Source organism: Pseudomonas sp. NPDC089996, from assembly GCF_044748405.1.
Classification (GTDB): domain Bacteria; phylum Pseudomonadota; class Gammaproteobacteria; order Pseudomonadales; family Pseudomonadaceae; genus Aquipseudomonas.
The window spans coordinates 1-24,082 of the sequence record NZ_JBIVGA010000003.1; the positions used below are offsets into that span (position 1 = coordinate 1).

21 protein-coding genes, 1 tRNA gene and 4 pseudogenes are annotated in these 24,082 nt (G+C 59.4%); 5 read left to right on the forward strand and 21 right to left on the reverse strand.

The features are described from left to right. Positions 1 to 174: 174 nt before the first annotated feature. Positions 175 to 1,683, reverse strand: coding sequence for a YdgA family protein (locus tag ACIPW4_RS05470; RefSeq protein ID WP_400655584.1), 1,509 nt, complete (start codon positions 1,681 to 1,683; stop codon positions 175 to 177). 451 nt (positions 1,684 to 2,134) lie between these two features. On the opposite strand from ACIPW4_RS05470, the gene ACIPW4_RS05475 reads away from it, so the two are divergent. From ACIPW4_RS05475 to ACIPW4_RS05490, 4 genes and pseudogenes are all read left to right on the forward strand, one after another. Then, complete coding sequence (locus ACIPW4_RS05475) at positions 2,135 to 3,487, forward strand: APC family permease (RefSeq protein WP_400655585.1); 1,353 nt, start codon at positions 2,135 to 2,137, stop codon at positions 3,485 to 3,487. Positions 3,488 to 3,772: 285 nt separating this feature from the next. Beyond that, a pseudogene (locus ACIPW4_RS05480) lies at positions 3,773 to 4,762 on the forward strand (HAMP domain-containing protein); the annotation flags it as partial. Between the two features lie 321 nt (positions 4,763 to 5,083). After that, positions 5,084 to 5,620 (forward strand): annotated as a pseudogene (locus tag ACIPW4_RS05485) (methyl-accepting chemotaxis protein); the annotation flags it as partial. A gap of 147 nt (positions 5,621 to 5,767) precedes the next feature. Next, positions 5,768 to 6,727: a cation diffusion facilitator family transporter gene (locus tag ACIPW4_RS05490; protein ID WP_400655587.1), complete on the forward strand. Its 960-nt coding sequence runs from the start codon at positions 5,768 to 5,770 to the stop codon at positions 6,725 to 6,727. A gap of 163 nt (positions 6,728 to 6,890) precedes the next feature. Here ACIPW4_RS05490 and ACIPW4_RS05495 read toward each other — a convergent pair whose 3' ends face one another. The 10 genes and pseudogenes from ACIPW4_RS05495 to ACIPW4_RS05540 form a co-directional block, all read right to left on the reverse strand. Then, positions 6,891 to 7,565: a helix-turn-helix transcriptional regulator gene (locus ACIPW4_RS05495; RefSeq protein ID WP_400655588.1), complete on the reverse strand. Its 675-nt coding sequence runs from the start codon at positions 7,563 to 7,565 to the stop codon at positions 6,891 to 6,893. Between the two features lie 675 nt (positions 7,566 to 8,240). After that, positions 8,241 to 8,870 (reverse strand): annotated as a pseudogene (locus ACIPW4_RS05500) (SDR family NAD(P)-dependent oxidoreductase). Between the two features lie 82 nt (positions 8,871 to 8,952). Continuing rightward, positions 8,953 to 9,426, reverse strand: coding sequence for an OsmC family protein (locus tag ACIPW4_RS05505; protein ID WP_400655591.1), 474 nt, complete (start codon positions 9,424 to 9,426; stop codon positions 8,953 to 8,955). Continuing rightward, entirely contained in the window at positions 9,423 to 10,631 is a 1,209-nt protein-coding gene (locus ACIPW4_RS05510) for an ATP-grasp domain-containing protein (protein ID WP_400655593.1), read from the reverse strand. The genes ACIPW4_RS05505 and ACIPW4_RS05510 overlap by 4 nt, the downstream gene beginning before the upstream one ends. Beyond that, positions 10,597 to 11,781 (reverse strand): MFS transporter, encoded by a 1,185-nt coding sequence (locus ACIPW4_RS05515; protein WP_400655595.1) that lies wholly within the window; start codon positions 11,779 to 11,781, stop codon positions 10,597 to 10,599. Before ACIPW4_RS05515 ends, ACIPW4_RS05510 begins: the two co-directional genes overlap by 35 nt. 17 nt (positions 11,782 to 11,798) lie before the next feature. Then, positions 11,799 to 12,566: an SDR family NAD(P)-dependent oxidoreductase gene (locus ACIPW4_RS05520; protein ID WP_400655597.1), complete on the reverse strand. Its 768-nt coding sequence runs from the start codon at positions 12,564 to 12,566 to the stop codon at positions 11,799 to 11,801. Next, complete coding sequence (locus tag ACIPW4_RS05525; RefSeq protein ID WP_400655598.1) at positions 12,550 to 13,329, reverse strand: phytanoyl-CoA dioxygenase family protein; 780 nt, start codon at positions 13,327 to 13,329, stop codon at positions 12,550 to 12,552. The genes ACIPW4_RS05520 and ACIPW4_RS05525 overlap by 17 nt, the downstream gene beginning before the upstream one ends. Before the next feature lie 40 nt (positions 13,330 to 13,369). Beyond that, positions 13,370 to 14,164: a DUF3050 domain-containing protein gene (locus ACIPW4_RS05530; protein ID WP_400655599.1), complete on the reverse strand. Its 795-nt coding sequence runs from the start codon at positions 14,162 to 14,164 to the stop codon at positions 13,370 to 13,372. Positions 14,165 to 14,175: 11 nt separating this feature from the next. Further along, a complete protein-coding gene (locus ACIPW4_RS05535) occupies positions 14,176 to 14,868 on the reverse strand; it encodes a hypothetical protein (protein ID WP_400655602.1) in 693 nt (230 codons plus the stop codon). A 9-nt stretch (positions 14,869 to 14,877) separates the two neighbouring features. Continuing rightward, entirely contained in the window at positions 14,878 to 16,080 is a 1,203-nt protein-coding gene (locus tag ACIPW4_RS05540; RefSeq protein WP_400655604.1) for an AMP-binding protein, read from the reverse strand. Positions 16,081 to 16,261: 181 nt separating this feature from the next. Here ACIPW4_RS05540 and ACIPW4_RS05545 point away from each other — a divergent pair. Then, positions 16,262 to 16,758 (forward strand): annotated as a pseudogene (locus tag ACIPW4_RS05545) (IS5/IS1182 family transposase); the annotation flags it as partial. A gap of 200 nt (positions 16,759 to 16,958) precedes the next feature. On the opposite strand, the gene ACIPW4_RS05550 reads toward ACIPW4_RS05545, so the two are convergent. From ACIPW4_RS05550 to ybgC, 10 genes are all read right to left on the reverse strand, one after another. Continuing rightward, a tRNA-Lys gene (locus ACIPW4_RS05550) sits at positions 16,959 to 17,034 on the reverse strand. A gap of 61 nt (positions 17,035 to 17,095) precedes the next feature. Then, a complete protein-coding gene (gene queC, locus ACIPW4_RS05555; protein ID WP_400655606.1) occupies positions 17,096 to 17,770 on the reverse strand; it encodes a 7-cyano-7-deazaguanine synthase QueC in 675 nt (224 codons plus the stop codon). A 16-nt stretch (positions 17,771 to 17,786) separates the two neighbouring features. Next, the gene (gene queE / locus ACIPW4_RS05560; RefSeq protein WP_400655607.1) at positions 17,787 to 18,434 is read right to left on the reverse strand and encodes a 7-carboxy-7-deazaguanine synthase QueE; all 648 of its coding nucleotides are present in this window, start codon (positions 18,432 to 18,434) and stop codon (positions 17,787 to 17,789) included. A 157-nt stretch (positions 18,435 to 18,591) separates the two neighbouring features. After that, positions 18,592 to 19,407, reverse strand: a complete 816-nt coding sequence (ybgF, locus tag ACIPW4_RS05565) for a tol-pal system protein YbgF (protein WP_400655609.1) — start codon at positions 19,405 to 19,407, stop codon at positions 18,592 to 18,594. 6 nt (positions 19,408 to 19,413) lie between these two features. Then, positions 19,414 to 19,911 (reverse strand): peptidoglycan-associated lipoprotein Pal, encoded by a 498-nt coding sequence (pal, locus tag ACIPW4_RS05570; RefSeq protein ID WP_023381906.1) that lies wholly within the window; start codon positions 19,909 to 19,911, stop codon positions 19,414 to 19,416. A 54-nt stretch (positions 19,912 to 19,965) separates the two neighbouring features. After that, entirely contained in the window at positions 19,966 to 21,246 is a 1,281-nt protein-coding gene (tolB, locus tag ACIPW4_RS05575) for a Tol-Pal system beta propeller repeat protein TolB (RefSeq protein WP_400656426.1), read from the reverse strand. Positions 21,247 to 21,263: 17 nt separating this feature from the next. Then, positions 21,264 to 22,340 carry a cell envelope integrity protein TolA gene (tolA, locus tag ACIPW4_RS05580; protein WP_400655611.1) on the reverse strand — a complete coding sequence of 359 codons (1,077 nt, stop codon included), beginning with the start codon at positions 22,338 to 22,340 and terminating at the stop codon, positions 21,264 to 21,266. Then, a complete protein-coding gene (gene tolR, locus ACIPW4_RS05585; RefSeq protein WP_008090221.1) occupies positions 22,340 to 22,792 on the reverse strand; it encodes a protein TolR in 453 nt (150 codons plus the stop codon). The genes tolA and tolR overlap by 1 nt, the downstream gene beginning before the upstream one ends. 14 nt (positions 22,793 to 22,806) lie before the next feature. After that, entirely contained in the window at positions 22,807 to 23,502 is a 696-nt protein-coding gene (gene tolQ / locus ACIPW4_RS05590; RefSeq protein WP_027919953.1) for a protein TolQ, read from the reverse strand. 2 nt (positions 23,503 to 23,504) lie between these two features. Then, the gene (gene ybgC / locus ACIPW4_RS05595) at positions 23,505 to 23,957 is read right to left on the reverse strand and encodes a tol-pal system-associated acyl-CoA thioesterase (RefSeq protein ID WP_103445277.1); all 453 of its coding nucleotides are present in this window, start codon (positions 23,955 to 23,957) and stop codon (positions 23,505 to 23,507) included. Positions 23,958 to 24,082: the final 125 nt, after the last annotated feature.

The following is a 24,082-nucleotide window of genomic DNA, read 5'->3' on the forward strand; positions in this document are numbered from 1 at the left end:
AGTTGGCACGGGCTTCGCCCGTGTTCGCGGGCAAGCCCGCTCCCACAGGGGCCGCGCAAGCTTTTCAAATTTCGAGCAAGACAGTTGCTCCCACAGGGTCGGCGCCGCAATCGAGGGCAGCGCCTTACCTGTGGGAGTAGCTTTAGCCGCGAAGAGGCCGGTGCAGACTGAACATCAGCCCTGCGGCTGCATCGCGGCAAAGTGCGCCGCCAGCAGCATGGCAAACTCTTCCACGGTCATCTTCTTGCCGTTGAAGTCGACCATGCCGTCGGCATAGTGCAGGCTCGACACCACATCGTTGCCCTGCACGGTAGCCATGCCGCTCTGCAGCGCCATCATGCCGACCATTTCACCGGCCTGGCTCGATTGCGCGGCAATGGCCTGGGCATCGGTCTGCCCTTCGAGCAGCGCCTGCAACGTCGCCAGGTCTCCGATCATTGGCTTGGACAGCGACAACTTGCTCTTCACCTCGGTGATCAGCTGCTTGCTCAGCTGGTCTGGCGGCAGGTCGAACGACGCCGGGCTGGCGAAATCCATCGACAGGTCGAAACGGCTCTCGCCATTGGCCGTACGGAACGCCAGGTTCTCGATGGCCAGCTTGGGCCTGGAAGCCAGCAACTGTTGCAGGTCACCGTGGAACCTGGCTTTTTCCGCTTCATCCATCTGGATTTCCGGCACCGGCTGGCCGGCAGCCTGGGCTGCTTCGAACTCCGGCAGGTGAGCCTGGTACCACTTCGAAAGCGACTGCAAGGCCGGGGCATTGAGCGACTTGACGCTCACGCCCATCTGCGCGCTCCCCACCGCGCGGCCATCCCAGGTGATGTCCGCTACCCGGTAATCCACTCGGCCGCCCACGGTGTCCGGGCCATCCAGAGTCTGCAGGGCGTTCTGCTCGATACCCTTGAGCACCAGCACCTGCTGTTTTTCACCCAAGGTCGCCTTGGCCTCGGCGAGCAGCAGGTCGACATTGCCGACGTACACGGCGTCATGCTTGCTGGCCGCCAGGTTGCCACCGACCTTCAGGCCGGAGAGCTCAAGGGAAGTCGGCGGATGGTCCTCGCCGACCAGTTTCATCTCGAAGCGATCTGCGCTGCCATGGAACTTCGACGCCTTGCCCTCCTGATCACCGCTGACCTCCAGCGACATCCCCGAGAAAGCCAGGCTGCTGCCGTCGGCCTCGACATGCTTGAGCGGAGCCACGGTGATGGTGCTGTCGACGTTGCCCGAGAAGCCCAGGCTGGTGTGTGCACTGATCGGCGACTGCTCGCCTGCGGCTGAGAACCACGGCGCCGTGAGGTCATCCTTCTGCAGGCTGCTGCTGCTCGCGGCCAGCACCGGCACCAGCTTCAGTGCCTTGACCCGCGACCAGGGGAACGGGCCATGCTCGATCTGGTCGGTCATGCCGAGGTCGAAACTGACCACTTCGCCATGCCCGAGGTTGATGTCCTTGGCCTTGAGCCGGTATTGCGCAGTGCTGCTGAAGAAATGCCGGTCGAGCGAGACCAGCTCGACGGTCATGCTGCCGCCGTAGTTGGTCAGGGCTTTCTTGAGCTGTTGGTTGCTGCGGCTGACGGCGTTGTCCAGCTCCCCAGGGAGCTGTTTGCCGGTGTACCAGGCGCCAGCGGTGGTCACGACGGCGATGGCGATGGCCAGGCCGGAAAGGATGCCTACTGATTTCTTCATGAAGAGAACCGATCGATGTCCATATGGGCAGGGGGCAAAAGGATATCACTGCGGTGACAGGCTGGTGACGACGCTTGGGTAGAAATGACGAACTTGGGAAATGTCCGACAATCCATCAAATCGTTAATTTTTACGAACATCCAAGTCGATCAAAACCGCAAAAAAACGCGCAAAAAACGAACATTTAGCCGCTTTGACCGATAAATATTTCAATTTCGCAACATCTTGTCATGTTTAACTTGACGCCTTCCTACCAATCGTTTTTTATTTTCACCACCTCGCCCAGCGCCCGATCCACGAAGAAGAAAAAGTCGCGCCGTCATGATGCTCGGATGCCCCTGCCTGCACGCTTCAACCTCCTCGTCAAGGCACTGCCAGCCTGACAACGGCGCCTAGACCGCGCCTATTTCTGCTCCAAACAAAAAGGTGAACAACATGGAGCCTTACAAGCATGCAGACTGACCACAACGCCACCGGCAACGGCCAATTTCGTAAGTCCCTGCGCCTCTGGCACGTGGTCATCATCGGCCTGGCGTACCTCACGCCCATGACCGTGTTCGACACGTTCGGCATCGTATCCGGCATTACCTCCGGTCACGTTCCCAGCGCCTACCTGCTGGCCCTGGCCGGCGTATTGTTCACCGCTGTGAGTTACGGCACGCTGGTACGCCGCTTCCCACAGTCCGGCTCCGCCTACACCTACACGCAACGGGCCATCAACCCGCACGTGGGCTTCCTGGTCGGCTGGTCCTCGCTGCTCGATTACCTCTTGCTGCCCATGGTCAATGCATTGCTGGCCAAGCTCTACCTCTCGGCCATGTTCCCCGAGGTGCCGGAGTGGATGTGGGTGGCTGGCTTCGTCACCCTGATCAGCCTGATCAACATGCGCAGCATCAACCTGGTCGCGCATTTCAACCTGTTGTTCGTAGTCGTGCAGCTGATGATCATGTCGGTGTTCATCTACCTCTGCGTACGCGGCCTGGACCAGGGCGAAGGCCTGGGGACCACCTGGAGCCTGCTACCGTTCGCCGACTCGCAGACGCAGCTCAGCGCCCTGGCTGCCGGCGCTACCATCCTGTGCTTCTCGTTCCTGGGCTTCGACGCAGTCACCTGCCTGTCCGAGGAAACCAAGGATCCAGGCAAGACCATCCCGCGCGCGATCTTCCTCACCGCCCTGATCGGCGGCGCGGTGTTCATCCTGGTCTCTTACTTCATGCAGGCGTACTTCCCGACCAATGCACGCTTCCACGACCCGGAAGCGGCGCTGCCGGAAATTGCCCTGTATGTCGGTGGCAAGCTGTTCCAGTCGATCTTCATCGCCTGTACGGTGATCAACACCATCGCCTCGGGCCTGGCTTCGCAGACCAGCGTGTCGCGCCTGCTGTACGTGATGGGCCGTGACAATGTGATCCCGAGCAGCGTGTTCGCCCGCCTGCATCCGCGCTACAAGACCCCGATCGTGAACATTGCCGTGGTCGGCGTGATTGCCCTTTCGGCAATCTTCTTCGACCTGGTCACCGCCACCTCGATCATCAACTTCGGCGCACTGGTAGCGTTCAGCTTCGTCAACCTGTCGGTGATCTGCCACTGCTACTTGCGCGAGGGCAATCGCCAGGGGCTGGCCAACAAGATGAAATACCTGGTACTGCCGACGCTCGGCTTCTGCATCATCGCCAAGCTCTGGCTCGACCTCAACGCGCATTCGTTGATCTTCGGCGGCCTCTGGGCACTGGCGGGGCTGATACACCTGGCCTGGCTGACCAAGGCCTTCCGTGTCGCACCACCCAACTACGTCGCTGAATGACACCAGCCACCGACAACGCCCGCGCCTGAACGCGGGCGTTGTTGTTGAACGATAAGGAAAGCTCTCATGCTGCTGCGTCGACTGTCCATCCAGTGGAAGATCACCCTGCTCACCGGCCTCTGCCTGCTGGCCATCGTTGCCTTGCTGGTCGCCAGCTCGCTGACCCAGTCGCGGCGCAGCGCGGCGCTGGTCAACCAGGCCAATACGGAAATGCTCGAACACAGTGCGCGTCTGCGCCTGCAGGCTCATGCCGAGACGCAGGCGTTCCGCATCCAGCGCTACTTCATGGACGCCTATCAGTACGGCAACGGCTTCGCCCGGCTGGTACAGGTACTCAAGGCCAAGGGTGGCAGCGACCTGCGCGCTGAACTCACCCGCCAGGCCCACGCCAGCCTGGCCGGCAACCCGGATGTAATCGGCCTGTACCTGGTGTTCCAGCCCAATGCGCTCGACCAGATGGACAACCAGTTCATCGGCCAGGAGGCCAGCGGTAGCAACGAGAGCGGGCGCTTCTCGCTGTACTGGTCGCAACCGAATCCTGGCACCCTGGAGTTGGAAGCGATGCCGGAATCGATGCTGGGCGACAACAGCCCCGGCACCAATGGCCTGGCCAGGAACCGCTGGCTGACCTGCCCGCAGGAAACCGCCAGGGCGTGCGTGCTCGAGCCTTACCTCGACGAGGTCAATGGCCATCAGGTGCTGATGACTAGCATCGCCCTGCCCCTGCTGGAGAACGGCAAGGTCGTGGGCGTGGTCGGCCTGGACATCGGCCTGGCCAACCTCCAGCAACTGAGCCTGGATGGCCGTCAGGAACTGTTCGACGGCCAGGGCCAGGTCAGCATCGTCAGCGCAGCCGGCCTGCTCGCCGGGCACAGCCGTGATGCCAACAAGCTGGGCCAGCCGCTGGACAAGCAGGTGGACCAAGGCTTGCTGCGCGTGGCACGGCCGTTCGCACCCATCCCTGACGCTACCCCCTGGCAGGTGCAGCTGGAACTGCCCGAGGCAGTCCTGCAGGCGCCAGCCCTGGCCCTCAACCAGCGCCTGGACACCCATAACCAGAGCGCCAACCTGACCAGCCTGCTGATCGGCCTGGGCGCCGCGGTTATCGGCCTGCTGCTGGTCTGGCTGACCGCACGCGGCGTTACCCGGCCGATCCTCGCCGTGGCTGCCCGCCTGGAAGACATCGCCAGCGGCGAAGGTGACCTGACCCGTCGCCTGGACTACGCCCGCCAGGACGAACTGGGCCAGCTGACGGGCTGGTTCAACCGCTTCCTCGACAAGCTGCAACCGGTGATCGCCCAGGTCAAAGGCTCGCTGCTCGAAGCCCGCGGCACCGCCGACCAGTCCGCCGCCATCGCCAGCCAGACCAGCAATGGCATGCAGCAGCAGCAGCGGGAAATCGAACAGGTGGCTACCGCCGCCAACGAAATGAGCGCCACCGCCCAGGATGTCGCCCACAATGCGGCGCAGGCGGCCCAGGCCGCACGCGGCGCCGATCAGGCCAGCCGTGAAGGCTTGCAGTTGATCGCCAGCACCCGCCAGACCATCGACCAGCTGGCAACCGGCATGGACACGGCCATGGACGAAGCCCGTGCGCTGGAACAGCGCAGCGAGCAGATCGGCTCGGTGCTCGAGGTGATCCGCGCGATCGCCGAGCAGACCAACCTGCTGGCACTCAATGCCGCCATCGAAGCCGCACGGGCAGGCGAGGCCGGGCGCGGTTTTGCCGTGGTCGCCGACGAAGTACGCAGCCTGGCGCAACGAACCCAGGTGTCGGTGGAAGAGATTCGCCAGGTCATCGAAGGATTGCAGCAAGGCACCCAGGACGTGGTCGGCGCCATGCACGAAGGCCAGCGCCAGGCCCAGGCGAGCGCCACGCGCATGGAGCAGGCATTGCCAGCGCTGGAGCGCATCGGCGAGGCCGTGGCGGTGATCAGCGACATGAACCTGCAGATTGCCTCGGCAGCCGAGGAGCAGAGCGCGGTGGCCGAGGAAGTGAACCGCAACGTGGCAGGGATTCGCGACGTGACCGAATCGCTGTCCGGGCAGGCCGATGAATCGGCACGGATCAGCCAGGCTCTCAATCGATTGGCCAACCAGCAACAGGCATTGATGGAACAGTTTCGCGTCTAGCCTGTAAGGGCCTCTTCGCGGGCACGCCCGCTCCCACAGGTACGGCGCAGCATTCAAGGCTTGCGCTATCCCTGTGGAAGCGGGCTTGCCCGCGAAGAGGCCAGCACAGCCAACAGAGCAACATCTGTTTTTTACCGAGCAAAACACATGCAAACCGCAACCCGATCTTCTTTCTTCGACATCACCAGCGAACAGGGCCTGTTACGCACCTCGATCGCCGTCACCCTGTTCATCGCCACCATTGGCATCGGCTTCGGCCTGGCCTCCGGCTCGTTCTCGATCGTCTTCGACGGCGTCTACTCGCTGGTCGACGCCAGCATGAGCGGCCTGTCGCTGGTGGTGGTCAAACTGATTACCTCCCACGCCACCAGCCTGCAACTCTCGCGAAAGCTGCGCGAGCGCTTCACCATGGGCTTCTGGCACCTGGAACCGATGGTCCTCGCGCTCAACGGCATCCTGCTCAGCGGCGTCGCCATCTACGCATTGATCAACGCGGTCAGCAGCCTGCTGCAAGGCGGCCGGCACCTGGAGTTCGGCATCGCCATGGTCTACGCCCTGTTGACCGTGGTCGCCTGCGCAACCATCGCCGTGGTCGAAGACCGCGCCAATCGCAAACTGAAGTCGGACTTCGTGCGCATGGACGTGAAAGGCTGGGTGATGTCGGCCAGCATCACCGCCGCCCTGCTGATCGCCTTCTGCTTCGGCTACGCCGTTCAGGGCACGCAATGGGAGTGGGTGTCGCCTTACATCGACCCGGCGGTACTGGCGTTGGTGTGCCTGGTGATCATTCCGCTACCGCTATCGGTGGTGCGTCAGGCGCTGTCGGAGATCTTCCTGGTGACGCCGGGGGATCTGAAGCTGCACGTGGACGAGGTGGCGCGCGAATTCGTGGCCAGGCATGGGCTGCAGTCGTACCGGGCCTACGTGGCCAAGGTCGGGCGCTCGCGGGAGATCGAGCTGTACTTCATCGTGCCCAAGACCATGGCTGCGAAAACCATCGATGAATGGGATGCGTGGCGCAATGAGATCGGCGATGCGGTAGGCGGCGAAGGGCCGGATCGCTGGATTACTGTGGTGTTTACCGGGGACCCTGAGTGGGCTGAATAGCTCAGCGATATACTAGTTACAACCTGCGAAACGTCGGCATGAAGGAGTTTCCGCCCCATTTCACGCGAAACGGGGCCTTACAGGTATGTCAACCATTAGGGTGCCCATAATATAAAAAATCTATCAGCAGTCGAGATTGGCCCGAACTCCAAAACTTATCGAATCAAAGCAACCTATGACCTATAGCTTGGGCAACCGCGTGAAGCTTGTTTGCACAACCAGTTTTTGCAAGCAATTTTTTAATATGATAGATAACTGTATTTTCAGAAATATGTAAAATTCTGGATATTTCGGAAGCACACTTACCATCTGCAGTCCAGCGCAGAATTTCCACTTCCCTTTCTGTCATATTCGAAACGTACCTCCTTTCTTCCGGCATATTAATGGCTGCCTGCCTGGTCAAAGCTAAGACACAGGCCATCTTCACGTTCAACGTTGCCTCACTGATTTTTTGCTTTCCTTCAATGGATCGAAAAAACAAGACCGAATGAAGCGAACCGTCAAGTGCCAAAAAACTACTGGCAATACCTTCGAACGAATTTTCTTGCGGACTGCTTTGTTCCGAAACTAGAAACGAAGGGCATTCCAAGCTCCATTTAATCAACCCAACCGATCCGGCACAATTTAATAGGACAGACCTCAAAGGAGCAATATAATCATCATCGATTGATCCAACCCATGTGGGGTCTTGACCTTTGATCATGAGACAGCGATGACGACTGAAAGGAGTAGGAAACTCAACAACCAGCAAGGCTTGCTTGAAACCCAACTGGATAGCGACCTTTTCTAACACGATCCCTAACTCACCAACACTCGACACATTTTCGAACAACTCCAAGTTACTCCTATATTCAGCATCACACCGACAAAACATACTACCCCCTAGGCGATAAAACACAAAATTTAGTCAGTTAACATAAATTTCCAAATCATTACAAACCCAAGCAAACCACAAGCGAACCGCACTGGCAACAATAGGAAAATTTTCGAATTTTAGCCAAACTGCTAAAAGCTTTGCTTTACAGAAACGGCCTTCAGATCATTCCTACGACCATTCAGCCAAAAAGGCAGAATTTTCTGATCTTGCCCTAAACGCCGCTCAATATGACAAATATCCGGCATTTAAAAATCCAGTGAAATCCCTCTAACGCCCACAAACACCGAGATAAAAGACACATCACGATACAACTAAATGGACAATCCCACATGCCGAGGCATGAATCCGGCACAGCCCCTTCACCAAGTCGAACCAAGGAATTCCTGCGGCAAAACTTAAAGCCTGCAAGATTGATCGTGTTAACTCGTGGTGCGGTCATAAATATTCAGACGGTTCGCTACATCAGCAGAGGATTCTGCAAAGAGATAGGAAAAGCGAGACTGATCCGAGTGACAGGGATCAGCCGGGGGATTTTGAGATTGATTGAATCACAAGGCATTGCACGATGATTGAGCTTGTACTGACTATGCGGTCACTGCACATTTGCCCAACATGACGCGGCTGTGATCGGAGCCTTCAATGGATAGCGGCGCCGGCACTAAGGTTCAACAGAGTTCCGGTCATTGCATCACATCGGTCGAGAAAAACTACCGCCTGGGCAACCTCCTCAGGCCTTACCCATCGTTTGAGTGCCGTATTTTCCGCAGTCAGGGCAATCAATGCCTGCACTTGCGTTCCAGTCTTGGCCGGCCTCGCCTGGAGACTCCTTTCTTTACCTGGTGTCATCACATCAACAGGCGCAATGCAATTGATTCTTATGGTCGGACCACACTCCCAGGCCAGCGGCCCGATCAGCGCATGCAGGGCACCTTTGACGGCAGTGTAAAGGGTATTTCCTGTCTGCCTGGCTCCTGGTAGCGCCGCCTGGGAGCCGAAGAAAATGACATGACCCATCCTGCCCTGAAGTTACCAGTTGCGGATAGCCAGTCGGGCCAGCAACATCGGACTGAAGACGTTCAACGCAATGGTCGACTCCAATGTCGATAGATGAGTATTGATAAAATCATCATCAACACAGGCGCCAGCGTTCAATACCAGCAAGTCCGGAGGGCCGGTCAGTTTTTCGGCCGCACTCCAGGCCCGATCCATATCGCCAGCCTGAAAGAAATCACAGTAGACGTCACCACCACTGCGCTGCAGGGTCAAGACAGCGTAGTCCGCCTGCCTCAGAGCATCGGCGATCGCAAGGCCAGACAGGCCAGCAGTACCAGACTACGCATGCGGACCATCAGCACGAAGGCTTGATGCTGGGGGCGCAGCGCACCGGGAAGCTGACCGAATTTGCGAGAAAGCACTCATAGTGAGCATCCTCATGCAGCCGCCGGGCAAGCTCGAGATCGGAATCTGCACTGACGATGATCTGCGGGCGTAGCACCACCTCGGTGAAATGTCCTTTGCGTAGCTCATCAGCTTCGACCATGCGCCCCTCGGCGTGGTCGACATATTCCAGCATGTTCACCGCGTTGACCGCGCACAAGTGCAGGTACCAGAGTTTGTGGCAGGCCGAGAGCGATGCCACCAGCATGTCTTCGGGGTTCCAGCGTTCGGCGTCGCCACGAAAGGCCGGGTCGGCAGAGCCGAGCAGGGTAGGCTTGCCCTGGACCTGGGCACTGAAATTGCGTTTGTAGGCGGTATAACTGGAGGTACCGTCGCCGGCGTTGCCTTCCCAGTTCACGGTGACGTTATAGGTATGTTCCTTCATGCGGATTCCTTGGTTGCGAGCTCGATGGTAAAGGCTTTCATCCACTGCTCGAAGACTTGGGCTGCCTGCCGGTCCCTGAGCCGTGAAATGAAATAGGCCGGCCGATTGTAAAAGCCGGTCTTGGGTGTTACCACATCGCCCGGCCTGACATCAATGCTGTGCTCCAGCAACTCGATGGCATCGGCCCGAGGCAACGCCGACACCGAGCGAACCACACCCGCTGGTACGGGCGCGAAACCCACCGCGGTGATCGTCGCCGCTTGCCTCTCCAGGTGCGGAACATGACCGTGTAGAAGGTATTCGGCAAATTCGAGGAAGGCCTCGTTGCCCAGTGAATACTCCAGCAGCTGGGTGATGAAGTCACCGCCGAAGCGGCTGTGGATCTCGATAATTTCGACGCGCTGCTCGACCATCTTGAACTCGATGTGAAACGGGCAGATGCTCATGCCCAGCGCCGGGAAGATCGCTTGCAAGGCCGGATGCAACAGTGCTAGCAAGGGATGATTGGCGTCGAAGCGGTGCCCCGTCTCGACGAAATAGGGTGCTTCGGTGGTCTGTTTTTCGGTGACGCCATAAAGATGGATCGCTCCATCTAGCAGCAGGCCCTCGACACTGTACTCTGCGCCGGGGATGAAGCTTTCCAGCACCAACTGGCAATCCTTGGAATAGGGATTGGCCTGCAAGCGTTGCAAGTAGTCGGGCACGTCGTTCATGTCCGCCAGCAACTGCACACCGATACTGCCGGTCAGCTTCGCCGGCTTGGCCACCGCCGGCAAACCGAACTCCTCAATCGCCCGGACCAGCTCCGGCGCCTGACAGGTCGTACTACGCACCTGGCTGAGCCCTGCGTCACGCAGGCACACTCGCATGCGATGCTTGTCGACCGTGTTGAGCTCAGTGAGCTCGTCATGGCCGTGCATGCCCAGTGCCTCCCGCACCTGGGCAGCTGGGACCAGTCCCAGCTCAGCGAAGGACACCAGGTTGTCCAACTGCAGCTCGCGCGCCTGTTGGACCAGCACCTCGATCTCATAAGAGGGGCACGCGACAAAACGCACGTTGTCGGGAAGCGAAAGTGGCGTGCAGGCGTCGATGCGCGCTTGCAGGTCGATGAACAGCACCTGTCCGGACAACTTGGCCAACTGCTTGACCAACTGCCGCAAGGCGGCCGGATTATAGGGAAGTTGCAGAATGCCGAGCTTTGTCATGAATGTGAGCCTTGGAAGTGGACCGGCCAATGATCAGTGAGAACAGCGCGCAGGCAATGCCGACTACGCCAGCCAACAGCCAGCCAGTGTTGATATCGACACGAGCGGCGATCGCCGTGGTGGTGCTAATCGAGAGGATCTTGCCCAGGGTCAAGACCATCGGGATCAGGGAAAATAACTTGGCCCGATAGTGCACGGGCGCATTCTTGGAGATGAAAACGTTCATGTAAGTGGCGCCGATGATTTCGCCAACGCTCCATACCACTACCAACGCGAGTACTGCATAGTAGCCACTGAGCACGAAGTGCAGGCCGAAACCGGCCGCATAGAACAAGCCGGCCAGCCCCATGTTGGCGATCGGACTGCGGCCGGCGCACCAGCGCACCACGTGGCGAGTGCTCAGCAGAACCACGGCGGCGTTGACGATGCCAATGGTACCGAACCACGACGCGCTGCTTGCCAGGTCCATGTCCTTGAGCCATACCGGCAGCTGGTACTCGCGCTGCGCGTCGAGGAACGCGAGACCGAAGAACAGCACGAAACTGCCCAGCAGCAACAACGGCAGGCGCACCGGACCAATGGGAAGCTGCTGCCTGTCGGTGGCGTGTGACTGCAAGTCGTCCTGGGTCAATGCCAGGGTCCCCAGACAGCACAACGCGGACACTGCCGCAAAGAAGTACAGCGGGTACAGCGACTCGCGGTCGAGCAGGAAACCACCGACCACGAATACCACCGAGATACCGACGTTGTGCGCCAGATAGAGATTACCGAAGGCCCTCTCCCGATCCCATTCGCCGACGCTGTTGGACAGGTAGTTGCTGAGCACCGGACTGGCAGCGCCGGCTAGGCCAGCAAACAACGAAAGCGCAACCAGCCCAAAAATCGCCGTGCTGCTCAAGATGCTGGCCAGCATGCACCCACTGCTGAGCAACGCAAACACCCTGAGCAATTTGCGCGACTGGAACTTGTCGCCCACGTAGCCACCGGCGAGGTTGCCGCTCAGGTAGCACACCGAGAACGCTGTCACCCAGGCCGCGACAGCACCGGCTGTCAGACTGTAATGCTTGCCAATGAACAAGGCAGCGAATGGCATGACGAAGTTGCTGGCGGTAAACAGCAGCTTGATAGCGCAGATCCTGATCGCCCACATAATGGTTCTCCTTGAGCCTACGCCGAGCCTGCCAAGCCACCGCCATCGACCACCAACGCCTCGCCAGTGATGAAGGACGACTGGCCCGACGCCAGGAACAGCACCGCATCGGCGATCTCCTCCGGCCGGCCGGCGCGGCCCAGCGGACGGCTGCTCGCCGCCGCTGCCAAGGCATCGCCATGCAGCCCCAGTTGCCGCGCCTCGTCGCTCAGCATCGGGGTGAGGGTGTCACCAGGGCAGATGCAGTTAACGCGGATTTTGTGCGGCCCATGATCGATGGCCATAGCCTTGGTCAGCAGCACGACACCTCCCTTGGACGCGCAGTACACCGCCGCCTGGTCGCCACCCACAAGGCCCCAGCCCGAGGCAGTGTTGACGATGCTTCCGCCACCCTGGCGCCGCATCGGGCCGATCACCAAGCGCGATAGCAGGAAGACTGACTTCAGGTTTACCGCCATGACGTGGTCCCACTGCGCCTCGTCGAGTTCCTCGACCGTGGCACGCCGTGTGATCCCTGCATTGTTAAACAGTACGTCGATACGTCCAAAACGCTCGAGCACCTGGTTGACCAGACGCTCACAATCGGCACTGCTTGCCACATCGACGGTCACCGACAGTACCGCCGTGCCCTCCCCTTCCAGCTGGTGGTGCAGCGCCTCGTTGGGCCTAAGGTCGGCCAGGACCACGATTGCCTGCTCGCGTGCGAAGGCCCGCGCGGTGGCGGCACCGATGCCGCTGCTGGCACCGGTGATGATCACCACATGGCGGTCAAAGCGCATGGACATGGGTCAGTTCCTCTTCCGCATACAAAATGTCGGCCGTGTCGCCATAGACGAAATCGCTACGGTGGTCGAAGGCCATGTTGATCACACGACGCCGCGACGAGTCGTCAGCAATCGGCGTGACACGGTGCAAGTTTTCCCCCGCATTGAGCAGGTAGCAGTCACCGGACTTGAGGCTGGCGCTGCGCACCAGGCCGTGCAGCCTGGCATGCTTCAGGCCGGCCTTGGTGTCGTGCACCGGGTCAAGACCCAACTGGGCGCAAAGCGCCCGCCAGTGGGCGACATACTCGACACTCCCCCCGCGTCCGGCCTGCGGCGCCTCGAGAATGGCGATCAACGCATACATCGGATCGTCCAAGTGCCAACCATGGGTATGCCCCTGGCCGTCGAGGTTGTTGGCGACGATACATTCCTGCTGGTGCTTGACGGTGAACAGCGGCGTCCGGGTGATTGCCGACAGCACCGATTTCAGCTGGTGATGGACATACAACGTCGGTATGAAGACCGTGTTCCTGAGAATCTTCTGCCCGCCGGCCACCGATAAAAGCCGCGGCGTCTCGTAACCGCCCATGGTGAAATCGCGTTTGTTGCTGATTTCATGCAAGGCGCGAGTTTCCTCGTTGATCAACGCAACGACCTTGGGCGAGAAGAAATTCTCCAGCGTCACATAGCCTTCCTCGGCGAACTGCTCACCGAGCGCCGCAATGTAGCCCGCGTCGGTGTAAGGCCGAGATACGATGTCCGCCAACACTATGGATTCCATCATGGTGCAGTTCTCATCCTGAGCTGATTCAAATGGGGCGACTTCAGGCAGGTACAGCCGCAGCCGCGGCGCGCGCTGCGCTTACTCGGTCTTCGCGGACCAGGTCAGCGAGGATGCCGTCCCAAAGATCGATACGGGCTTGAATCGCCCTGCGCGCCGCAGCAATGGCACGGGTCTGGCTTCCTTCGTCGCGTACCAAATCGGCCAGAATTTTCATCGCCGCCGGCCCATGGTCGTCGCCATCCAGGTCGATGTGACGCTGCAGGTAATGGACGAAGCGCGGCGCCGTTGCGCCATCGAGCCCCCAGCGATCGAGAAACGCCTGAAACATATGCGGGATGGCATCCTCGCGACCGAAGAAAAAACTGCTGGCGACTTCTTCGGGGCTGCCGGTCAGTGCGGTGGCGATGCTCAGCTGCACGAACTCAGACACATATGCCGGGACCTTGGCCTCAGCCAACGCCTGGCTCAGCCGCATGCCTGCGTGGTAGGCCGACGCGAACCGCTCGAATGACTCGGTACAGCCGTTCATGTCCTGCATAGCCGCCAGGTACATCTCGAAATGGCTAGCCGGCTGGCCATCGAAGCCCAGATCGGTTTCCTCGCCGAGAATAATTTCATTGATGAAGCGAGCCTTGCGCGCATCCTGCGGAGTGAACCAAGGCAGCGTGATGCAGGTCAGTTCTGCCTGCAGTCGCTTGGCCAGCGACATGAAATCCCACACGGCGAACACATGCGCCTGCATGAAGGTACGCAACTGTTCGGGTGTGCGGATGTAGCCGTAGATCTCATGGTTCACCAGTTGTTGCTGCAGATCGTGAAGTTCTTCCTGGAACATGGCGGTCGCTCTCAATGGCTTGGGTGGGTTTCAACAGCGTTGCGGGCACTGTCCTCGGGCTGCGGCTCTGCACCACCAAACAGGTCGCGGTACATGCGCACCAGCACTTTTGGGGTCGGGATCAACAGGCAGGTATTATTTCGGTACTCCTGCCAGGTCGGGCCGATCATCGCCAGGCCGCGCAAGTCCTGGTGATAAGTGCCCAGGTACAGGTAGATCGTGGCGCCGATGGCCAGTAGCAAAGTGTCCAGCGTCATCACCGGGTGCGTCCAGAACAGCACGATCAGGCAGGTATGGTGCGGGAAACGGATATAACGCTTGATACCTTGCTGGCGAATTCGGTAATACGCCGGCATTTTTTCATTATTCAACCGAGCCGCTAACTGGCGCACACCCAGCCATTGCCAAAATGACGTGGTGTATTTGAAGCAATAAAAGAAGAAGAACAACGAGGCCGCGAGCAAGATCGTTGAAATATGGTAAGAAATGCTGCCGGGTATAAAGTGATAAAGGTAAATACCGGAGCTTTGCCAGAAACGGAAGCCGATCACCAATATCAGCACCGAAAACAAGCTGTAACTTATGTTCCAACTCCACGCCGGAAATACAGCATTATAAACCTTTACCAGCACCTTGGTGGTCAATACCGTATGTTGAAGGCCATAGATCAACATTATCAATAAATCTACCATCCACCACGTCATGGGACTCTCCTAGTCACGGTATATGAAGCGATTGAGTTTTGGTTTGGCCGCAAAGGCCAGGAACGGATCGGTCGGGTCGTTGATGGCCAGTGCCAGTTCATACTCCGGCAGCACCTCGCCGACCGCCACCAGCAGCCGCTGGCGATCAATGCTCGGTTCCGCCGCCACCAACTGGATCTGGCAGTGCCGGTCGGCCTCGGACAAGGTCACGCGGTAGTTGAAAACTGGCACTGCTGCGTCGTAGATGATCGCCTCAAGACGCTGGGCGACCCGGGCCTTGTCACCCAACTGACGGGTCCGCCCGAGGGGTTTGAACACGCACGACCTGCCCTGCCTGACAGTGATCTCGAAAAGATCACCGGTATCGTAACGGCGAATGGGCAGCAAGCCACCCTGCAGCCAGGTCACCAGCAACGGGCCGGTGACCTTGTACTCGCCGTCGCTAACCGGCTGTAGGCTGCCGCCGACAATCTCAAAAATGAAGTCATCGACGAAGGCTTGGTACTGCCCATCGCCCACGCCATACATCAGACTGGCCGTCTCGCTGGCGCCATAGACGAAAGCATGCACCTCGCACTGTGCTCCGAGGATGCGCTTGAAGTTATCGACGCAGGCGGAAGAGATCAGCTCGCCGGTCAGCAGCAGTTTGTGCACTTTCAAGCGACCCAGGGCGTTCTGTCGCGCCGCCTCATGGAGCACCTTCAAGGCCAACGACGGCGTGGTCATGATGGCAGTGATGGCATAGCGTGCAAGCACATCGACAATGCGTGCGTAATCGCAGATGCCTTCGATGGGGAACAGCTTCACATAACCCACCTGTAACTGGCGCAAGGCGAAAGTGCTGCCTTCGACGAATGGGCTGAGCATACCGGGGTGCAAGATCGCCACGCGGTCACTGCCGGCACTCAACAAGCGCTGGTAGGCGAACGACTGATTGTGAGTGTTCCAGTTGATATCGACCGAATTACGCGGTGTCTGCAATGGCCGGCCGGTCGTACCAGAAGTTTCACTGAACAAAATCGCCGTATCGAGAATATCCTGTTGGTGCCGCTCGACATAATCCAGCAGATCTTCTTTGCGTTGCACTGGAAACTCATCAAGTATGTGCTCGAGTTCTCGATCAACTTGCGAATCGAGCGAAAGTTCGCCTTGCGTGCTCGCCAAAAGATAAGCAGCCGCCTTCTTTCGATTGCCTGTCACAACCAAATGCATGAATTAAACTTCGCTGTAGAGGTAAGGAATCTCCTTATTTAAAAGATCCCTGCTCACAGGGTCAACTATCAGAAGTGATAGTCACACTTCACTCTTCTTAGGGACTTTCCGATCAAGCCAGCACAGGCTGCTCGACCTGTGCTGAAATAGTCTCCGTTCAGCTAGCCCCTAAGCTTTACCCATGAGTCAGATAAACTCCGATTTTCAGTACGCCGGTAAGCGTAAGCAGGCCCGTCGAGAGCGTTTCCTGGCTGGGAAGGAGCAAGCCATGCCGAGGGCGGATTGGTCGCGATTATTGAGCCGCACTATCCCAAGACCGGTGGTAGTCATAAGCCGAATCCCTTGGAAACCAAGCTGCGCATTCACCAGCTGTAGAACTGGTTTTCACTGAGCGATCCAGCCATGAAGGAAACGCTCTACGAGATCACCTCGAGGCGCCCGTTTGCTCGACCGACGCTCAGTGCACCGATTTCCGAAGGCACGACAATCATGAATTTCCCGCATCGGCTGGAGAAACATCAGCTCGCCGCTGGGACTCCGGAAACGATCAACAACTTCTAGCAAGACAAAGGTTTGTCGCTGCGCCAAGGTACGATCGTCGATGCCACAATCATCCTTGCGCCCAGGTCGACCAAGAACAAGGAAGGCAAGCGCGATCCAGAAATGCATCAGACGAAGCTCAGTCAGGGCCCATCAGCGCAAAGGATAGCTAACTCATTGAGTTTTTGACCAGAAACGGAAAAGCCCGCCATAAGCGGCGGGATATTCCATATTGACATCACATAGAAGCGAGCCTAAGGTTCGCTCCAGACGGCAGCACGACTAGATTGGCTGTGAAAGGTCTTCCCTTCCTAGTATCTGCATGACCGCTGTGAATATGGTGGGTCGTGTAGGATTCGAACCTACGACCAATTGGTTAAAAGCCAACTGCTCTACCAACTGAGCTAACGACCCGTTGGATGGCGCGTATAATACTGATTTCTAACAAGAAATCAATACCCGAGCCAACCTTTTGTCAAAAGTACGGGGTCGGGTCTGCTACACCTGCGGCCTTGAAGCCGTCTGCGCGCAGGCGGCAGCTATCGCACTTGCCACACGCCTGGCCTGCATCGTTGGCCTGGTAGCAGGAAACCGTCAGGCTGTAGTCCACCCCACGGGCAATGCCCGCCTGCACGATCTGCGCCTTGCTCATGTTCTGCAGCGGCGCCTGGATGCGGAAGCCCTGCCCTTCGACACCGGCCTTGGTGGCCAGGTTGGCCATGCGCTCGAACGCCTCGACGAATTCAGGACGGCAATCCGGATAGCCCGAATAGTCCACTGCGTTAACGCCGATGAAGATGTCACGCGCGTCCAGCACTTCTGCCCAACCCAGGGCCAGCGACAGGAACACGGTGTTGCGTGCTGGCACGTAGGTCACCGGAATGCCCTCACCCGGGGTTTCCGGTACATCGATGCTGCTGTCGGTCAGTGCCGAGCCGCCGATGCCGTCGAGGTTCAGGCCGATGACCTTGTGCTCGACCACGCCCAGGTCGCGGGCGACGCGTGCCGCAGCGTTCAACTCGGCGCGGTGGCGCTGCCCGTAGTCGAAGCTCATGGTGTAGCAGCTGTAGCCCTCGGCCTTGGCCATGGCGACCACCGTGGCCGAATCGAGGCCACCAGACAGCAGGATTACCGCGCGTTTCTCAGTCATCTCTTTCACTCCTCAATCAGCGTCCGGGTTCGTCGTTCCACAGCAGCTTGTGCAGCTGCAGCTGGAATCGTACAGGCAGGTTGTCGGCGACGATCCAGTCGGCCAGGTCGCTGGCATTCACCTGGTGGTGGCTGGGCGAGAACAGCACTTCGCCTGCACGTTCGGCAAGGTTGTACTGGATCAGCTTGGACACCGCCCAGTCGTAGTCCTCGCGGGAACAGATGACGAACTTGACCTGGTCGTTGCGGGTCAGCTGCTCGATGTTCTCGTAGCGGTTGCGGTGCGACTCTTCCGACCCCGGCGTCTTGAGGTCGACTACGCGGCTGACACGCACATCGGTAGCCGAGATATCGAGGGCGCCGCTGGTTTCCAGCGAGACTTCATAGCCGGCATCGCACAGTCGCTGCAGCAGTGGCAAGGCATTGGGCTGGGCCAACGGCTCGCCACCGGTGACGCAGACGTAACGCGGCTTGAAGCCGGCCACCTGCTCAAGGATCGAATCAAGGGTGCGAATGGTGCCACCGGTGAAGGCATAGGCACTGTCACAGTACTGGCAGCGCAGGGGGCAACCGGTCAGGCGCACGAATACCGTGGGCAGCCCAGCCGTTCGTGTTTCACCCTGCAAGGAGTAAAAGACTTCGGTGATGCGTAATGTGTCTTGCATGCTCGCCACGGGCGTGACAGCTAAACAGGCTGTCCGCCTCCGTCAGGCACTGTCGCGGACTCGACATGGCGTTATCCGCTGCAGCGTGTTTATAAAAAGGGCCGTAATTCTAACGAAAAAACCCGCGGCAAGCGCGGGTTTCTTACAAAGGTATCATTCAGAGCTTCTGCAGGTCGCGTTGCGCCAACTGCGCGGCAGACGTGCCGGGGTACTGAGTGATGACCTGCTGCAGGATGCCCTTGACCTTGTCGGTGTGGCCCATGCGGCGCTCGACGTCAGCCAGCTTGTACAGGGAATCTGGCACCTTGCTGTGCTTGGGGTACTTCTGGCTGACCTGGGCAAAGGCCTGGCTGGCCGCTGGCAAGTCGCCCTTGGCCAGGTTCACCTCACCGAGCCAGTACTGGGCGTTGCCGGCGTACTGGCTGTTCGGGTACTTGCGCAGGAAGGCGTTGAACGCCTGGCTGGCCTTGTCGAAGTCCTTCTGCTTGATCTGGTCGAACGCTGCATCGTAGTACAGCTTTTCTTTCGCCGGATCACCGGGCTCGCTGTTGGCGGCCGGTTGCTGTGCAGCAGCGCCAGCGGCGCCTGCTGCTGCACCGGCGGCGGCATCGGGTGCACCACCGGTGGAGGAATTGTCGGGGGTCGCGGCAGGCGCGCCACCACTGTTGATGCGACGATCAAGATCCTGGTATCGCTCCAGGTTTTCCTGCTTCATGCGCGACACATCGTTCTGCAGCTCTTCGATGATGCCTTGCTGACGGGAAAGTTGATCCTGCATCTGTTGCAGCTGCATGAACAGCTGGCCCTGTGCCGAGGCAGGGGTCGAAGCCCCTGCGCCGGCATAGGCGCCGCTCGTGCCATAACCGGAAGGTGGGTAAGCACCCCCGTTGTCATCAACTACAGGAACCGCAGCCCACGCGGAAAGCGGCAGGCTGAGTGCGAGGACGGTTACAACACGACGGCACATACGCATAAGAACTTACTTACGCAGTTCTACGCGACGGTTCTGAGCCCAGGACTGCTCGTCGTTGCCGGTGGCAACTGGACGCTCTTCGCCGTAGGAGACCAGTTCCAGCTGAGCAGGGGAAACGCCCTGCAGAACCAGGTAGCGCTGAACGGCTTTCGCACGACGCTCACCCAGAGCCATGTTGTACTCGCGGGTGCCGCGCTCGTCGGTGTTGCCTTCCAGGACAACGCGGTTGCCGTTGGCTTTCAGGTCCTTGGCGTGAACGTCCAGAGCGCGCATGGCTTCTGGCTTCAGGTCCGAGCTGTCGTATTCGAAGTAGAAGGTGGTGATTGCGCGCAGGGCAGCTTCTTCGCTCAGGGAGCCGTCAACTGCGCCAGTGTTGGCACCGTAGCCAGCGTTCGGGTCAACAGCGCCTTCACCAGCGTTGTCACCGCCTTTCGAGGAGCAACCTACAGCTACGGCCATGGCCAGAGCCAGCGCAGCAAATTTACCAAACTTCAGCATTTCCATCGTGAAACTCCTAATGAAACCCCAGTGTGTTAAGCAAAACGTATTACGCCGCAATCAGTTCAGGTAAGGGGACCAGGACGGTTCTCTGACTTCGCCTTGAGCGGTAGGAAGTGGGAGCCTCACACGGCCGTTAAGCGACACGAGCATCAAGACTCCCCGGCCCTGCTGGCGGGTGGCGTAGATTAGCATGGTGCCGTTAGGCGCGACAGTGGGCGACTCATCAAGACTCGTTTCCGAGAGAATCTTTACACTTCCGCGTTGCAAGTCCTGTGCCGCCACCTTGAAGTTGGTGAAACCCTGCTGGCGATGGATCATCACCAGGGTCTTTTCATCCGCCGACAGTTTCGGGTTGGCGTTGTAGTTGCCCACGAACGTCACACGCTCGGCGCCACCACCGCTGACCGACTGTTTGTATATCTGTGGCTTGCCGCCACGGTCGGAGGTGAAGTACAGGGTGTTGCCATCCTTGCCCCAGAACGGTTCGGTGTTGATGCCGGGGCCTGCCGTCACGCGGCTGATCTGGCGCGAGGCCACGTTCATCACGTAGATGTCCGGGTTGCCGTCCTTGGACAGCACGAACGCCAGGCGCGAACCATCAGGCGACCACGCTGGCGCACCGTTCAGGCCTTCGAAGTTGGTCACCTGCTCGCGGCGGCCGGTATCGATGTTCTGCACGAAGATGCGCGGGCGCTTCTGCTCGAAGGAGACATAGGCGATACGCTTGCCATCCGGCGCGAAACGTGGCGACAGGATCGGTTCACGCGACTGCAACAGAGTCACCGCACGCGCGCCGTCGTAGTCCGAACGCTGCAGAGTGTAACGGGTGTTGTTGGTGGAGAAGCGCTCGGCCGTCACGTACAGCATGCGGGTAGAGAACGCACCCTTGATGCCGGTGAGCTTCTCGAACGACTGGTCGGCAATGTAGTGCGCCATGTCGCGCAGCTGGTCGGTGCTGCCCGCCACGCTCCCGGTCAGCACTTGCTGCTCGGTAGCGACGTTGAACAGTGCGTATTGCACCTGCAGGCGACCGCCCGACGGCACGATGCTGCCGACCATTACGTACTGGGCGCCCAGGGCTTTCCAGTCACGGAAGATGACTTCGCTGGCCTGGGTAGGCTGGCTGATCATGTTCTGGCGCGGAATCGGCGAATAGTAGCCCGAGTTTCGCAGGTCGTTGCCAATGATGTCGGCCATGTCTTCCGGCAGCACACTGCCACCCTGCAGACCGAACGGCACAACTGCGATGGGCGTGGCCCGATCGCTGCCGCTGGTGACCAGGATGTTCTTTTCCTCTGCCATGGCCATGCCGGCCACGCAGCAGAGCATGATCAGCATTCCTCGAAGGAGTTTAATCACAACGCTAGATCCTCAGGTGTAAATGTCATCTTGAACGAACGATAACGGTTGAAATCGCTCGGCTTCATACCCTGCATTTCGGTCAATCGACCGATGTTCTTCACTGCTGCCACCGCCGAACTGTCGAACGGACCATCGCCACTGGACTTGATCACGCTGACACCGGTGACGGTGCCGTCCGGCAACATGTTGACCTGCAGGGTCACCGTCATGCCCTTTCGCGCGGAAGGCGGACGTGCCCAACCCTCGGCCGCGCGCATGCGTATCAGGTCGTCGAAGTCGCCGGCCACCTGGTCACCCTGCTCGTCGGCCAGAGCCTGCTGCCGCTCTGTAGTGTCGGACAAGAGCTCGGCCAGGGCCTGGGCTTTCTTGTCTTCCGCCGACTTGCGGGCCGCTTCCTGTGCCTTTTTCTTCTGAGCATCTGCAGCGGCCTTTTTCTTGGCCTCTTCAGCTGCCTTCTTCTTCGCGTCCTCGGCCGCCGCTTTCTTCTTGGCGTCCTCGGCTGCTTTCTTCTTCGCGTCCTCGGCGGCCTGCTTCTTGGCCTCCTCGGCTGCCTTTTTCTTGGCTTCTTCCTCGGCCTGCTTTTTCGCCTCTTCCTCGGCCTTCTTCTTGGCGATGTCGGCCTGCTGCTTCTCCGCAGCCTTCTTCGCCTCTTCGGCCTTCTTGGACTCGGCGGCTTTCTTGGCTTCGGCAGTTTTCGCAGCTTCCTCGGCCTTCTTGGCTTCGGCTGCTTCGCGTGCTTCCTCAGCCTTTTGAGCGGCGTCGGCTTTCTTTTGTTCCGCGGCCTTGATGGCCTCCTGCTCGACCTTCTTCTGCTCCAGCTGCTCGACTTCGGTCTGGCGCGAGGCGGTTTTCTTCGCTTCCCCGGCAATCTTCTGATTGGTCTGGGTGGTCGCCTGGCTCTTGGACTTGAGCTGATACAGGGTAGCCTGAACGATCGGCTTGGAAGGCGGCAGTTCAGGCGTCATGGCAAAGCTGACGAACAGCAGGGCGAACACCAGCACATGCAGGCCGATGGCCCAGACACTGGGCCAGAAGTAGCTTTCCGAGGCGGATGGCTCTCGCTGTTGCATCAGGGCGCCTCGGTAATCAGGCCAACGTTACCGACACCGGCCTTCTGCAACCCGCCCATGGCGCCCATGACGGCGCCGTAGTCGACAGCCTTGTCGCCACGAATGAAGACCTGGGTCTGCTTGCCCTGGTCGCGACCGGCGGCAATGATCTTGGTCACTGCACTGGTCATGTCCGGCAAGGTCATGGCCTTGTCCATCTGCTTGTCGGTATCGACTTCGCTGCCGAGGTTCCAGTAGTAGGTCTTGTCGGCCTTGATGGAGATGGTGAGGATCTGGACGTTGTTGTCCTGCGGCAAGGCTTCGCTGGAAACCTTGGGCAGGTCGACCTTCACGCCCTGGTTGAGCATGGGCGCCGTCACCATGAAGATGACCAGCAGCACCAGCATCACATCGATGTAGGGCACCACGTTCATCTCGGCGACGGGCTTGCGTTTGTGGCGAACTCGGGCCATGGGCTTCTACCTGATTACTCTTCGCTGGTGTGCACTTTACGGTGCAGGATCGCCTGGAACTCGTCGGCGAAGGTGTAGTAACGGCCGATCAGCACTTCGCTGCGCGCCGCGAAACGGTTGTAGGCAATGACCGCAGGAATGGCCGCGAACAGGCCGATGGCCGTGGCGACCAGCGCTTCGGCGATGCCTGGGGCAACGGTGGCCAGGGTGGCCTGCTGGGCACTGGCCAGGCCGCGGAACGAGTTCATGATGCCCCACACGGTACCGAACAGGCCGATGTACGGGCTGGTCGAACCAACGGTGGCGAGGAACGGCAGGCTCTGCTCGAGTTTTTCTTCTTCACGGGAGATGGCCACGCGCATGGCACGCGCCACACCTTCCATGACCGCATCAGGGTCAACGCCCGGCTGCTGGCGCAGGCGCGAGAACTCCTTGAAGCCGGCACGGAAGACCTGCTCCACACCGGAATCCGGGTCCGGGTTGCTGCCCGCCTGACGATACAGCTTGGACAGGTCGATGCCCGACCAGAAACGCTCCTCGAAGGCATCCAGCGCACGACGACCGGCGCGCAGCATGGTGCTGCGCTGGAAGATCATGATCCATGAGGTGACCGAGGCGGCCACCAGGGTCAGCATTACCAGCTGTACCACCACGCTGGCATTGCTGACCAGACTCCACATGGAGGTATGGTCGACGACGTTAGCTTCCACGCTTATTCTCCTGCGTTCGATTGATTACCCGAGCCGTCCGCCACAAAGGCGTCGCGCAGCTGGGGGGGTATGGCTCGGGGTTTGAAAGTGTCGGCGCGCACGGCGGCCACCAGGAACTGCCCTTCGCAGAGCAGCGTTTCATCTTTTTCCCGCCAGACCTGCTGCACGAAGCGCAGGCTGGCGCGATTGAGTTCAAGTACTTGCGCGGTGACCCTCAGCTCGTCGTCCAGGCGTGCTGGCGCGTGATAGCGGGCCTCACTGGAATGAACCACGAACAGCAGGTTGTCCTCGGCCAGCTGCGCCTGGGAAAACCCCAGATGCCGCAGGCGCTCGGTGCGCGCGCGCTCCATGAATTTCAGGTAATTGACGTAATACACCACGCCACCGGCATCGGTATCTTCGTAATAGACGCGACAACGGTGTGCGAACGGTTCCAGCCCATTTTGCGCGCGCATACTCTAGTGCTTACTCCTCAGCTTGCCAATCCGCTGCGGCAACTGTTTTTTCTTCATTAATGTCGTATTGCCAGCGCACCATCGGCATGCCAGCGGTAGGACCACGAAAAGCCGGTTTTGATCTG

Excerpts from the sequence above, each read along its gene's own strand:
- ACIPW4_RS05470 (WP_400655584.1), bottom strand. The coding sequence starts at position 1,683 with ATGAAGAAATCAGTAGGCATCCTTTCCGGCCTGGCCATCGCCATCGCC.
- ACIPW4_RS05475 (WP_400655585.1), top strand. The coding sequence starts at position 2,135 with ATGCAGACTGACCACAACGCCACCGGCAACGGCCAATTTCGTAAGTCC.
- ACIPW4_RS05490 (WP_400655587.1), top strand. The coding sequence starts at position 5,768 with ATGCAAACCGCAACCCGATCTTCTTTCTTCGACATCACCAGCGAACAG.
- ACIPW4_RS05505 (WP_400655591.1), bottom strand. The coding sequence starts at position 9,426 with ATGAAGGAACATACCTATAACGTCACCGTGAACTGGGAAGGCAACGCC.
- ACIPW4_RS05510 (WP_400655593.1), bottom strand. The coding sequence starts at position 10,631 with ATGACAAAGCTCGGCATTCTGCAACTTCCCTATAATCCGGCCGCCTTG.
- ACIPW4_RS05515 (WP_400655595.1), bottom strand. The coding sequence starts at position 11,781 with ATGTGGGCGATCAGGATCTGCGCTATCAAGCTGCTGTTTACCGCCAGC.
- ACIPW4_RS05520 (WP_400655597.1), bottom strand. The coding sequence starts at position 12,566 with ATGTCCATGCGCTTTGACCGCCATGTGGTGATCATCACCGGTGCCAGC.
- ACIPW4_RS05525 (WP_400655598.1), bottom strand. The coding sequence starts at position 13,329 with ATGATGGAATCCATAGTGTTGGCGGACATCGTATCTCGGCCTTACACC.
- ACIPW4_RS05530 (WP_400655599.1), bottom strand. The coding sequence starts at position 14,164 with ATGTTCCAGGAAGAACTTCACGATCTGCAGCAACAACTGGTGAACCAT.
- ACIPW4_RS05535 (WP_400655602.1), bottom strand. The coding sequence starts at position 14,868 with ATGACGTGGTGGATGGTAGATTTATTGATAATGTTGATCTATGGCCTT.
- ACIPW4_RS05540 (WP_400655604.1), bottom strand. The coding sequence starts at position 16,080 with ATGCATTTGGTTGTGACAGGCAATCGAAAGAAGGCGGCTGCTTATCTT.
- queC (WP_400655606.1), bottom strand. The coding sequence starts at position 17,770 with ATGACTGAGAAACGCGCGGTAATCCTGCTGTCTGGTGGCCTCGATTCG.
- queE (WP_400655607.1), bottom strand. The coding sequence starts at position 18,434 with ATGCAAGACACATTACGCATCACCGAAGTCTTTTACTCCTTGCAGGGT.
- ybgF (WP_400655609.1), bottom strand. The coding sequence starts at position 19,407 with ATGCGTATGTGCCGTCGTGTTGTAACCGTCCTCGCACTCAGCCTGCCG.
- pal (WP_023381906.1), bottom strand. The coding sequence starts at position 19,911 with ATGGAAATGCTGAAGTTTGGTAAATTTGCTGCGCTGGCTCTGGCCATG.
- tolB (WP_400656426.1), bottom strand. The coding sequence starts at position 21,246 with ATGCTGATCATGCTCTGCTGCGTGGCCGGCATGGCCATGGCAGAGGAA.
- tolA (WP_400655611.1), bottom strand. The coding sequence starts at position 22,340 with ATGCAACAGCGAGAGCCATCCGCCTCGGAAAGCTACTTCTGGCCCAGT.
- tolR (WP_008090221.1), bottom strand. The coding sequence starts at position 22,792 with ATGGCCCGAGTTCGCCACAAACGCAAGCCCGTCGCCGAGATGAACGTG.
- ybgC (WP_103445277.1), bottom strand. The coding sequence starts at position 23,957 with ATGCGCGCGCAAAATGGGCTGGAACCGTTCGCACACCGTTGTCGCGTC.